Source organism: Fibrobacter sp. UWB4 (genome assembly GCF_002210345.1).
Taxonomy (GTDB): Bacteria; Fibrobacterota; Fibrobacteria; order Fibrobacterales; family Fibrobacteraceae; genus Fibrobacter.
This window is the reverse complement of the sequence record NZ_MWQI01000007.1, coordinates 148888-161111: the sequence shown is the minus strand read 5'-3', so window position 1 is coordinate 161111 and position 12224 is coordinate 148888. Positions and strand designations below refer to the sequence as shown.

Genomic DNA, 12224 nt, shown 5'->3' with positions numbered 1-12224 from the left:
CTAGCCACGCCCCGCGTATATGCCTATATTTGAGGCACCTCAAAAAGAAGGATATAATAATGCTTAATTTAATCAAGGCTGTTAGCCGCTTTTTATCGACATACACATCGCTTTTCGTTATCGCATGTGCGGTCATCGCGTTTTTCATCCCCACGCTTTTTGGCTGGGTACACGGCAACACAAGCTCGATTATTCTCGGCATTATCATGCTCAGCATGGGCCTTACCATTACCATGGATGACGTCCGCAACTTGATGAAACGCCCCGCCGACATTTTCCTCGGCGCCGTCGCGCAGTACACCATCATGCCGCTCGTCGCATTTACACTCACAAAGATTTTTGGACTTGACCCGTATTTGGCTATCGGCATTATTCTCGTCGGTTGCTGCCCAGGTGGCGTTTCGAGCAACGTCATGAGTTTCTTGGCTAAAGGCGACGTGACATATTCCGTGAGCATGACAATGGCAAGTACGCTTCTCGCCCCGCTCATGACTCCGCTTTTGGTCCTTTGGCTTGCCGACACGAGCATCGAAGTGAACGCCGTCGGCATGTTCCTCAACATCCTTTACGTGACCGTTTTCCCGATCGCAATCGGCTTCACCTGCAACTACTTCTTCGGCAAACGCGCAGGTTTCAAGGAATTCCAAGCAAATATGCCCGCTGTGAGCGTTATCGGCCTCGCATTAATCGTCGGCGGCGTCATCGTCACCGTGCGTCCGCAGCTTTTGACAAACGGCATGGGCCTTATCGCGCTCGTACTCGCCGTCGTGTTCTTGCATAACGCCCTCGGTTACGTGCTCGGCTACAGCGTCGGTCGTTTGTTTAAATTCAACACCGCCAAGAAGCGCACCATTTCCATCGAAGTCGGTGTGCAGAACGCAGGCATGGCAACCGTCCTCGCAGGAGCATTCTTTGCGAACCCGGAGAATCTAGCCCTTCACCCGGAAGCGGCCCTCTGCGTCGTGCCGTGCGCCATCAGCTGCGCCTACCATTCCATCAGCGGAACAATCCTCGCCGGCATCTATGCGCACATGGACAAGAAAAAAGTCCAAGCTTAATAAATCATCTCGCAAACGTAAAGACGGGAAATAATAGTTTAGGCAAGCATAATCAAAGCTGTATGGATCCTCCTAACGAAGGATGACAGCTCAAAAATGACAAGTTCGAAAAGGGCGACCCTTCCGGGCCGCCCTTTGATTCATCAGGAAAAACAAAAAAGAACTTAAAAACGGTGCTTATTTCATCACGAAATCAAGAGTATCGCAAGCACCTGACCGCTTAAAATTCTGAGCAACATCGTAAGCGGGTAAACAGATGCGTAACCAACGTTCGTCGCTTCAGAACTGCTGAGGCCGTTCGCAAAGGCAAGCGCCGGAGGGTCTGTCGTTGCACCAGCAAGCACACCGCAAAGCGAGAGGTAATTGACCTTGAACACCGCCTTGCCAACAATCGCCACAATCATCAGCGGGAAGAACGTGATAATTGCCGAGAGCGCCATGTAGTAGAATCCGTCGCCATTCAAGAGCACATCGAAGAACTTGATACCGGCATTGAGACCAACGCAGCTGAGGAATATCGTAATGCCGAGTTCACGCAGCATGAGGTTTGCGCTGTTCGCCATGAAGAAGTTAAGCGGGCCAATCTTACGCTTGCGGCTAAGGATAATCGCGACAATCAAAGGACCACCAGCAAGGCCGAGCTTGAGTGGGGTCGGCATTCCAGGAATCGCAAGCGGGATGCTTCCGACAATCACGCCGAGGAAAATCCCGAGGAATGCGGGGAGAATTTCCGGATGGTCAAGCGCAGTGAGCGAGTCACCCAGTTCCTTTGCTGCAGCGGCAATGCTTTCCGGCGTACCGACCACGAGCAACTTATCTGCAAACTTCACGCGAATATCGAGGCGCCCGGTAAACTTGAATCCGCCTCGCGTCACGCGGCTCACGGTCACGCCAAAGCGGTCGTTGAGCGCAAGCTGCTGGATGCTCTTGCCAAGAATTTTCTTGTTCGTCACGAGAATCGTCTTGACTGCCAGATTCGACTTCTGGAGCGTAATCGGAGTTTCCTGCTTTTCGCCAATAATCTTCTGCAAGCTTTCAATCGCGTCCGGCATCCCGACGACATGCACCAAGTCATGGAGTTCAAGCGTCATATCGCCCTTCGGCATGTTAATCACCTGGTCGCGAGCATGGCGCGTCACCACGGCACCCGAAGAAGTAAGCCCCGGAATGTCCTTGATCTTGCAGCCCACAAGATTTGCATTGTCCACACGGAGTGTGCAAGAGACGATTTCCTTGGACTGTTCCGCAATTTCTTTCTGGTATTCTGCAGCAGCGGTGTCCGGCTTTTGCCTAAAGAAAATGCGCACAAGAATCATCACGAGGATAATGCCAATCACGCCGAACGGGTAAGCCACCGCATAGCCAACACCCGTGAGTGAAGCGTCCACGCCAGCCGCCGAAAGCGCCGAATTTGCAGCACCGAGCGACGGAGTGTTCGTCACGGCACCGCAAAGCATGCCGATCAGCACCGGCACGTTATCGTGCATGTTCGTCGTGAAGTAAATAAGAACGGTAGCAAGTACACCCAGGAGGACAATGCTCACTGCAAGAATATTGAGCACCAGACCGTGTCGCTTTATGGAGTCAATAAAGCCCGGGCCTACCTGCATACCGATTGTATAGACAAAGAGAATGAGACCGAATTCCTGCATAAAATGGAGAACGCTGGGCTCGATTCGCATTCCGATATGACCGAGAAGGATTCCTACGAAAAGAGCGCCAGCTCCCCCAAGGCTCACGCCTTTCACCTTGACCTTGCCCAGCATGATGCCAATGGCAGCCGTCAAGGATAGCGCGAGTACTTGTTGCCCTACGGAGGGCTTTGCAAACAGGTCAATTAGCCAGTCCATTTTATACACCTTCTTTTTTTCGCACCCAAATGTAGCATAGGAGATTAATAATGACTAATAGATTATTCATATTAGATTAATCATAAAAAATGATAAATATTTATCATTCTGAGCATTGCTCCCCTGCTATAGGTAATATAATACTTTTTCAGGGAACATTGCTATATTCTTCAACAATTCCTCAAACCACAGGTGGCGAACATGGCAGAAGAGATGATTGACATTTTGAATAGCGACGGGACTCCGGCGGGGTATTCCCGCGGTCGAACAGAAGTCCATGCGAAGGGTCTCTGGCACCGCACCGTCCACATCTGGGCATTTGCACCCGACGGTAGAATTGTCTTTCAGCTTCGGAGCCACCTCAAGGAAAACAACCCAAACCTACTCGACACGAGCTGCGCAGGGCACATTTCGGCAGGCGACGAAAGCCGTCACGCCGGCGTCCGTGAACTCCGCGAGGAAATGGGCGTCACCAAGCGTCCCGAAGATCTGGAATACCTTTTCGAAGCGACCCACGAGAACATCCTGAACAACGGAACGTATTTCGACAACGAATATTACGACACGTACAAAATAACACTATCTGACGAAGAGGTGAAAAAACTTGTTCCGCAGCCAGGCGAAGTGGATGACTTCATTTTGATGACGCGCGAAGAATTTTTGGCCATGCACACCCAAAATCCCGAAAAATTTGTGGACCACCCCAAAGATTACGCTTGGATACAGTCAATACAAATTACGCAAAAATAAGTTTAAAAGTTGTTTAAAAGCCAAACTAATTAATGTAGATTAATAAATCAGGTTCGGGTTAATTTTATGAAGTACAAAAACACAGCTATCGTTGTCGAGGGCGGCGGTTTACGCGGGTCGTATGCCGGCGGCATTCTTGACGTACTCGCCGACAAAGAAATCAAGTTTGGTGGGGCATGCGGCACCTCTGCAGGCGCCACGCACCTGTGCAGTTTTCTTTCGGGGCAAATCGGTCGCAATTTTCGCGTCGATACCGTACATTCCAAGAGTCCGCGATACATGAGCTTCAGGAATCTGCTTTTCACGGGCGACTACTTTGCTTTTGACTACTGCTACAAGCAGATTCCGTATAAAATTGACCCGTTTGAATTTGACAAGTTCGCAGCCCAATGCCAAGAGACCGAATTCCGTGTCTGCATGACAGATGTCGAGACAGGTCTTGCCGAATACCCGCGCATTCTGGACTACCGCAACGAAGACGACATGAATAGCATCCGCGCATCGGCAAGCCTCCCAATTTTGAGCAAGATCGTCGAGATTCACGGGAGAAAATTCTTGGACGGCGGCGTTGCCGACAGCATCCCGTTCGAACCCATGTTCAAAAGCGGTTTCGAACGCGCCGTGGTGATCCTTACGCGCCCGCTCGGCTACCGCAAAAAGATCAACAAGGCGCTCCCGCTCGTCAAGCTTGTATTCCGCCATTACCCGAAATTCGTCGAAGCGGTCGCCACGCGCCATATCCGCTACAACCAGGCGCTGGACAAACTGGCCAAACTCGAATCTGAGGGCAAGGTCTTCATCTACCGCCCAAGCCGCCTCATCAAGATTTCGGACATCGAGAGCAACAAGAAGAAAATTGCGGAACTTTACGAGCTCGGCAAGGAAGACGCGCACAATAAAATACCGGATTTGCTGAAGTTTTTAGAGGGATAGTCACTGGATCCCACGACTTCGCTCGGGATGACGCTTCTGAATAGCCTTTTTTAGCGAAAAAACGGCAATTTACAACGCTCGTTGAAAATTTTACAACGCGAAGCACGGTTTCTCAACACGTTTTCGCAACACGTCCCTATAATAATATAGATTATAGGGTATGCCCGAAGTATTAGACTATCTGGAATATCGAGAGTACCTCAAAGACTGGTTTGTCGAGACCAAGAAAGACAACCCGTTCACATCGTACCGCTATCTCGGCCAGAAAACCGGCGTGGACCCGGCCTGGCTTGTTCGTGTTTTCCAAAAAGAAGGCCATCTGAACGAGAGCACACTCCCCGTGTTCATCAGAATTTGCGGCCTAGACGATCGAAGGGCAGAGTATTTCAAAACCCTTTACAGGTTCAACAAGACCAAGGCGAAGCAGACGCTCTCCGAGCTTTACTACAAGCTCCTGGAACTCCGCTCGCTTGAAACGCGTGTGCTTTCGGAACCGGAACTTGCCTACTTTGGCAGCTGGGCATGCGCGGCCCTCCGCGCCCTCATCGGCATTACGAAGGACACGAGCGATATCGCTGGCCTCGGCAAGCACTTGAACCCGCCTATTTCGCAGGATGACGCCCGCAACGCGCTCGGCATCTTGAAGCAGCTTGGACTCGTCGTTCCAGACGGCACTGGCGGCTGGAATATCACCGACCAGATCATCAGCACCGGCGGCGAAGTCAAGAGTTCCGCAGTCCGCAGTTTTCACAGACACACGATGGAACTTGCGCAAGAATCGCTCGACCGCCACAAGCCCGAAGAGCGCGACATTTCGAGCGTGGTATTTACCGCTGATGAATCCGACCTGCCCGAAATCAAGCACAAGATCGAAGAATTTCGCCGCGGGCTTTTGCAATTTGCCCGCAAGAGCGAACGCGCCGACCGCGTTTACGCACTGAACATCGCCATGTACCCCCTCTCCGACAAGGTGGACGACCCGGCAACAGGCCCTACCTCGCCCGAAAACAACGGAGGTGCCAAATGATTTTCAGAAAGAAATTATATATTAAGGGTATGGAATTGAAACAGAACAAGTACAGACGCATGCTTTCGCTGATTGCCCCGCTTGCAATCGGGTTCTCGCTTTGCGCCTGCGGTTCTGACAAGGTTGCAGGTGGCGGACCGAGCGGCACAGAAGCCGGTAATGCTATCACCGCACAGATCCTTATTGCAAATGCACCTGCCGCACACGCCCAAGTGAAGCTCGTCGAGCAAAACAGTCTCGACGGTGAAGGCTACACGGCGGTCACAAACGACAGCGGCATCGTGACCATTGAAAAAGTCGCCGTTGGCAACTACACGATGGAAGCCATCATTGACGATTCCGCACTTTCGCTCCAGCTCCCTGTCAATGTCAAGGATACAGTGAACGACATCGACCTGGGTAAACAGAGCTTGCAGAAATCCGTCTTCATCGGCGGCTCGATTGCCGACTTTATTGACGATTCCAGCAGCGAAAGCTTTAAGAACATGAACGGCTTTGTCAAGTTCCGTGGTCTTGACCATTCTGCCGCCATCACGAACGGCAAGTTCCAGGTCTTTGGACTCCCGGCAGGCACCATCAACATGGTGTTCATTCCAGAAAGCGTAACGGACACGGTAAAGATTTCTGTCGAAACGGACGCCGGCGACTCGATTACGACTCTCAAGCCAAAGGCTCCCGAATCTCAAAACGAGACTCTCCTCATCGACGATTTCGAAGACGGAGACAATATCAACCTTATTGCTCCCGAATATGCAACCAGCGCTTTGGACGGCATGTGGAATATAAGCACATACCCCAGCCTGTACGATTTCAAAATAATTCCAGAACTTCCAATATTTGTGTCGGGTCACCCGTTTAATCTTGGCATCCAGGATTCAGAAAACGGAGGCAAGGAAGTCAACTTCACCTTTGGATTCCCGGATACAACGCTGGTTAAACAGTCCTGGCTTTGCGTCAGCATGGCTATCGGCAACCTATCTCGGACTTATGACTTGAGTTCTGTAGACTCCATCGCTTTTGAAGCCTGGGGAAAAGGCACCGCAGAAATCCAGATATCCGACGAAAATCGCAAGCCAGAAAATCCGCCACCAGGAGTACTTACATATACTGCCGGAAATTACACCATTACACTTGCTGAGACCAAGACAAAGTACAAGCTTGCATTCTCCGACCTTTTCCCGAACGAGATTGACCGCAAAAACGTAAGCTCGCTTGCATTTGTATTCCATAGCGATGCAGAATTCCACTTTGACAATCTCGAATTCATCGGCAAGGACTTGCTCAACATCTGGAAAACAAAGGAATAATGCCAGGCGCAAATTCTGTAACATCGAACCAGGAAGCTCTGCACAAAGATCTTGAAGAAGTTGTCCGCAAGTACGTGCGGACAACTTTTTTGCGCCCTATCGCAGACCACACACGAGAAGCATTTGCGGAAGTCGAAGAATTCGTGCGGATGTTTTATGCAGGAAATGACACCCATAGGATTGCGCCGCAAGCGGTCATTCTAGATTCTGGCTGCGGGACAGGCGAAAGCACGATCCACATCGCTCGCCGCTTTCCGGGCATTCCCGTCATCGGGATAGACAAGTCCTACGCCCGCCTGAACAAGGCCGGGAACCCATCGCAAACAGCGGGCGAAGAAGTCCCTGCAAACGCGTTCTGGATCCGCGCTGAACTCTTAGACTTTTGGCGGCTCGCCCTGGAGCGCGTCAGATCGGGCCAGTGGACTATTCCGTACCATGCTGTTTATTACCCGAACCCGTGGCCCAAGCAAAGCGAGGCCACGAGACGCTTCCACATGCACCCGATATTCCCGACGCTCCTTGCGCTCGGAAAAACAATAGAACTCCGTACGAACTGGGAAATCTACGCCCGGGAATTTGCCGAAGCCACAAGGATTGCATACGAAGAACGCGCGATGTCTGCCGACGCAATCGCAAAAGGTGATTCCCGCTTACCTCGACTTCGCTCAGCACAGGCTCCGGCCGGAATGACAGATACAGCGGGAATGACAATTAAGTGCGAAAGTTTCGACCCCGAGAATCCTGAAACGGCATTCGAACGCAAGTACAAAGAAGCCCGCCAAAAGCTGTGGCGAGTGCTTGTGGCGTTGCCACAGTTATGAGTTTCAAGTTACTAGTTACTAGAGAATTTCATTTCTTGAATCACTAGTAACTAACAACTATTAACTAGTAACTTACTTACGGTCCTTCATCCAGTTGGCAATGAACTTCAGGTTACGCGTAAAGCGCACATCCATCGAAGCTCCGGGCACTACAATAAATTCCGTAAGCCCATACTTGTCGCCCTTGCTGCCCCAGTCGTACGTATAACCTAAACGCGTCCACGGACGGGCATCCGGTCCTGTATAAATTTTAGAAGCACGGGCGTCAAACCAGTTCTTGAACCACATCATGCGTTCCGAGATTTCGGCATCGTTACTCAGTTCCCCTTCAAACGCAGTGCGCATATCGAAGGCTTTTACGTCGGGCACATAAGCAGGGCGCATCAGGTCTTCAGGTTTCACCCACAAGAAAGCCATGTGCGTCGCCTTGGAAGTTCTAGGTTCGCCAAACAGCTGCTTGAATCTCAAATCCCAGTTGCGAACTCCGTCCTTATGATCCTGGAACCAAGTCAAAAGTTCCTTTTCACTCACGGCCCAGACTACGCTATCGGACTTGACAAGTTCGCCATCCTTATAAGTTTCCGGGTCCGACGTGAGCGTCACCACGAGCAGCCTGGATTTGTCGCCATTCCAGGTGACCTTGTCACTGTACTCATCCAGCGTCACAATCGTAAACTTCTCTTCTTCCAGCGCTTCCGACGCATCCTTCACCGCAGCCGCAAATTTCACATCCAAAATGGAATCGCGGTTCGCCATCGAAACCTTTTTACCCCTGTTGTCGCGAATTTCGCAATACGGGATGCTATCGGTATTCACGGCAACATCAGCCTTTGCAAACTGTTCGCTCAAAATTTCGCCGTTATACGAGAAAAGCTTGTCGCCTTCCATAAAGGAGATGACAACCTTGCAGAATCCCTTTTCGGGAATCACAACCGACGTCGGGAAGCGCTCGTTCCCGGCACCAGCCGTATCAAGCGCCATCTTGTTTTCGTTTTCGCCGCATGTGTAATTGTATTCCGTAAGTGTTGCCACACCGGGCTTCATTTCGCTGAAGAACACATTTTCCTGCTCGCTGCTAAAGGCCGGCTTCACGATGATGGACTTGCCGCCAAGCGTCATTGTATGCGGAATACCTTCGCCACAGTAATAGGCAGGCTGACGGAACACGCCTATAATGCCTGTTTTACCCTGAAAATTTTCCGCCTTAGAGACGCTGTCGCCTCTTGTAAATGCACATCCAAGCAACGCAAGAGCAAACGCGCTCCCCAACAAATAAATGTTCTTCATCAATTCCTCATCCTGCTAATGCACCACGGCTAGGTATCTATTCAACATTTAAAATATAATTAACTCCTCTTTGGAGGATAGAGAAAGTTTAGCGGCGCAAGACTCGTTTTGAAAGCAACAGTATTCCATTGACATCGAGTTGCACAAATACGGGACGATTCCACCCAGAAATATCGATCGACGCCAAATGTTCTTCAAAGGAATGCGAACCGATCAAGTTTCCAAGCGCATCGTAAAAACGAAGGTTTTTCTTGCCTTCCTGGAAGACCTCGACATCCAACTTTTTACCATCAACGCGCATCTGCATTGGGGATACTGTTTTTTCTGTAGGCAATTTCACGGTTCCCGATGAACTCGAAGCTACAGAACTCGACGACTCCGCAATCTTTTCGGGACACTTGTCTAGACTCCTGGAAGGGTTCACCGTAAAGCACACGCGGTCGTTTCCGTCGAAGACCACATTGAAAATGCCATCAATAGAAGCTTTGCCATTTTTGTTGACAAAGTTGAACTTAGCAAAAGATTCCTGGTCTTTGCTAAGCACAGAGCGCACTTCAACGCGCTGGTGGTTTACATCTCCGTTCGGGTCATTGCTGAAAAAGGCGTCGAAGTCATAGTCAATGTACCAGATCATAACGCCGTTCTTGCCCTGCTTACCGCTGTAAGTCGAGTTCCCAATTTTCGAATCGAATCCAACCGCTGGGCGGTATTCAATGAGAAAATACTCATCGGGATGATTCGGGTTGGATACGGCATACGCCTGCATTCCAGAAATATTTCTGAGTTCATAGACGGTATCGCGATTCAGAATTTCTGTGGGCTTGAGCCAACCCACCGCCTCACGCTCGAACGAGGAAAATGTCGGAGGATAGCAGCCACCCCAATTGCGAAGCCCAAGCGCCATGACGTCATAGGGCAACGGTCCAATAGTCGCGTAACCGTTCGCATCGTTGCTGTACAGGTCCTGAAGTCCAATCACATGGCTAAATTCATGGACAAAAGTGCCAAGCATGTTGACATCCTTTGTACTTGTCGAAGAAGCCTTGCTTTCTGCTTTCTGCGAGACAAACGCATAGCTGTTAAACTTATAGCCATTTTTCGAATAGACCCGTTTTGCGCTATATTGTAGTTTGTACTGATGGTTAAACAAGCTCGAATTATATGAAATCGCCTTTTCCCTGGACAAGGGGTGCAAAATAACAAACGGAATTACGCTTTCGTACTTCACGGCCCGGGATTTAAAATCGTCCCGTTCAATAAGGATATCCAGCGAAGGTAAAATCAGAGCGCTATCGCTAGCATAACTGCTAAAATTCTTAGGGAGCGTTATGGGGTAAATATCATACGTTGGCTTAAACTGTCCGGCAGAACTTGCAACAAAATAATCCCGTACACTGCCATAGACTCCATTATCCTTAAAGCCCTCTTCATTGAACAAGCGCGAGATAAACGATGAATCCAGAGCCTTGTAGTCGGCCGTCGATACAAGCATCACCGGGAAATAACGCTCACCAGACGAAAACACCTCGGCATCGTTGCTGGAACGGATTTTAGACATTCCGCTTGGAGTGCGCGCTGGAAGCATATCACCGGTGTAGATGATTTTTTCCATCACGATGTTTTCTTCAGATGATGTTTCTGCCCACGCCAAAGACGCAGAGAACACACAAGCCCCGAACAGGCTCACCCCAAATACCGAACGATCAAACCAACTCATAGTGAGAATATAAATAAAATACGAAACGTGAGAAGATCAACTAGTTATTAAAAATGAATATTTGTCATCGTGAGAATAAAAGCGTCGGCCAAGGATGGGGAGGGTGCAGGGAGGGGCCCGTGCGGCCTTCGCAACTCCGAGCTGGGGCCCCGCCCGCATGACGTACATTTTTGCGTTCAAAAAGCAGAGCTTCACAAGCGAAGCTAATTAAAATTTTTATCTTTGGGCGTGTAAAACTAAAGAGGTCTAATTATGACGTTTGAAGAAATGTACGCACTGGCCTGCCAGCGCAAGAAAGACATGCCGGAAGGCAAGGGCACCACGGAACTCTTCAAGAAGGGTCCGCACGGCATCGGCAAGAAGCTCGTCGAAGAAGCCGCCGAAAGCTGGATGGCAGCTCGCTTTGAATCGCGCGACGCCCAGTGCCTCGAACTTTCTCAAGTGCTCTACTATGTTGCCGTCATGATGGCAGAAAAAGGTCTCACCCTCGAAGAAGTGTACGCTAAACTATGATTAAGGTAGCTCTCCCCAACAAGGGCATGCTCTTTGAACCGACCCAGGAACTCCTCAAGGCCTGCGGTTACAAGGCATCGAAGCCCTACAAGACTTTGACCCAGATCGATTCCAAGAACGGTATCGAATTCTTCTTCCTCCGTCCGAGCGACATCCCGATGTACGTGGGTCGCGGCATCATCGACGCTGGCATCACGGGTATCGACTTCAACGCCGAAGCAAAAAGCCCGGCCGTGAAGGTCTTGGACTTGCCCTTTGGCGCTTCCAAGCTCTGCGCTGCAGTGCCGAACGAAAGCCCGATCCAGAGCCTTGCAGAACTCAAGGACGCAACAATTGCAACGAGCTTCCCGAACATCGTAGAAAGCTACTACAAGAAGAAGATGGACTTCGTGGTGCTCGAAGGCGCCGTCGAAATCTCCGTAAGCCTCGGTGTTGCAAACGCCATCGTGGACGTTGTCGAAACAGGCACGACCTTAAAGCAGGCCGGCCTCCGCATTATCGGCGAACCGCTCTTCCGCAGTAACGCCGCCATTTTCTGCAACCCGCAGAAGACCGAACTCGAAGAAGTCAACACGCTCATCCGTCGCATCCAGGGCAAGCTCGTCGCCCAGACGTACATGATGATCGAGTACGACTGCCCCTCCGAACTCTTGGCCAAGGCATGCGAAATGACTCCGGGTCTCGACGCCCCGACGGTCACAAAGCTCCACGGTCGCGAATGGTACTCCGTGAAGGCCATGGTGCCGCGCGAAGAAGCCAACGCCATCATGGACAAGCTCTGGGACGCAGGCGCCCGTAGCATCCTCCTGTTCGGCATAGAAAGCGCTAGAATTTAAGAGCTATGAGGTCGCTCGTAAACTCGCTTTGAGCTCGCTCCGCTCTGAGGACGGTGCTACGCACCTTTGGGTGAATGTGCTCATACCTCAAAGGGAGCCCTTGAGCTACGCGATAGGGCGACCGA

At 50.7% G+C, this 12224-nt stretch carries 11 protein-coding genes; 8 read left to right on the top strand and 3 right to left on the bottom strand.

Features of this window, described 5'->3' with window-relative positions:
- Positions 1 to 59 precede the first annotated feature (59 nt).
- Entirely contained in the window at positions 60 to 1058 is a 999-nt protein-coding gene (locus B7990_RS11330) for a bile acid:sodium symporter family protein (RefSeq protein WP_088641052.1), read from the top strand.
- A 185-nt stretch (positions 1059 to 1243) separates the two neighbouring features.
- Here B7990_RS11330 and B7990_RS11325 read toward each other — a convergent pair whose 3' ends face one another.
- Positions 1244 to 2908, bottom strand: coding sequence for a putative transporter (locus B7990_RS11325; protein WP_088641051.1), 1665 nt, complete (start codon positions 2906 to 2908; stop codon positions 1244 to 1246).
- Positions 2909 to 3109: 201 nt separating this feature from the next.
- Between B7990_RS11325 and B7990_RS11320 the strand changes: the two genes are divergently transcribed.
- From B7990_RS11320 to B7990_RS11300, 5 genes are all read left to right on the top strand, one after another.
- Positions 3110 to 3658 carry an NUDIX domain-containing protein gene (locus B7990_RS11320; protein WP_088641050.1) on the top strand — a complete coding sequence of 183 codons (549 nt, stop codon included), beginning with the start codon at positions 3110 to 3112 and terminating at the stop codon, positions 3656 to 3658.
- Between the two features lie 66 nt (positions 3659 to 3724).
- Positions 3725 to 4591: a patatin family protein gene (locus B7990_RS11315; protein WP_088641049.1), complete on the top strand. Its 867-nt coding sequence runs from the start codon at positions 3725 to 3727 to the stop codon at positions 4589 to 4591.
- A 160-nt stretch (positions 4592 to 4751) separates the two neighbouring features.
- Positions 4752 to 5618 (top strand): TIGR02147 family protein, encoded by an 867-nt coding sequence (locus B7990_RS11310; protein ID WP_088641048.1) that lies wholly within the window; start codon positions 4752 to 4754, stop codon positions 5616 to 5618.
- A 29-nt stretch (positions 5619 to 5647) separates the two neighbouring features.
- Entirely contained in the window at positions 5648 to 6925 is a 1278-nt protein-coding gene (locus tag B7990_RS11305; RefSeq protein WP_254917505.1) for a carboxypeptidase-like regulatory domain-containing protein, read from the top strand.
- Positions 6925 to 7746 (top strand): tRNA (guanosine(46)-N(7))-methyltransferase TrmB, encoded by an 822-nt coding sequence (locus B7990_RS11300; protein ID WP_088641046.1) that lies wholly within the window; start codon positions 6925 to 6927, stop codon positions 7744 to 7746. The genes B7990_RS11305 and B7990_RS11300 overlap by 1 nt, the downstream gene beginning before the upstream one ends.
- A gap of 72 nt (positions 7747 to 7818) precedes the next feature.
- Here B7990_RS11300 and B7990_RS11295 read toward each other — a convergent pair whose 3' ends face one another.
- Positions 7819 to 9033, bottom strand: coding sequence for a hypothetical protein (locus B7990_RS11295; protein WP_088641045.1), 1215 nt, complete (start codon positions 9031 to 9033; stop codon positions 7819 to 7821).
- Positions 9034 to 9121: 88 nt separating this feature from the next.
- On the bottom strand, positions 9122 to 10750 hold the full coding sequence (locus B7990_RS11290) for a hypothetical protein (RefSeq protein WP_088641044.1): 1629 nt from the start codon (positions 10748 to 10750) through the stop codon (positions 9122 to 9124).
- A gap of 252 nt (positions 10751 to 11002) precedes the next feature.
- Here B7990_RS11290 and hisE point away from each other — a divergent pair, with 252 nt between their 5' ends.
- Complete coding sequence (gene hisE / locus B7990_RS11285; protein WP_014545870.1) at positions 11003 to 11263, top strand: phosphoribosyl-ATP diphosphatase; 261 nt, start codon at positions 11003 to 11005, stop codon at positions 11261 to 11263.
- The gene (hisG, locus tag B7990_RS11280; protein ID WP_088641043.1) at positions 11260 to 12099 is read left to right on the top strand and encodes an ATP phosphoribosyltransferase; all 840 of its coding nucleotides are present in this window, start codon (positions 11260 to 11262) and stop codon (positions 12097 to 12099) included. The genes hisE and hisG overlap by 4 nt, the downstream gene beginning before the upstream one ends.
- Positions 12100 to 12224 lie beyond the last annotated feature (125 nt).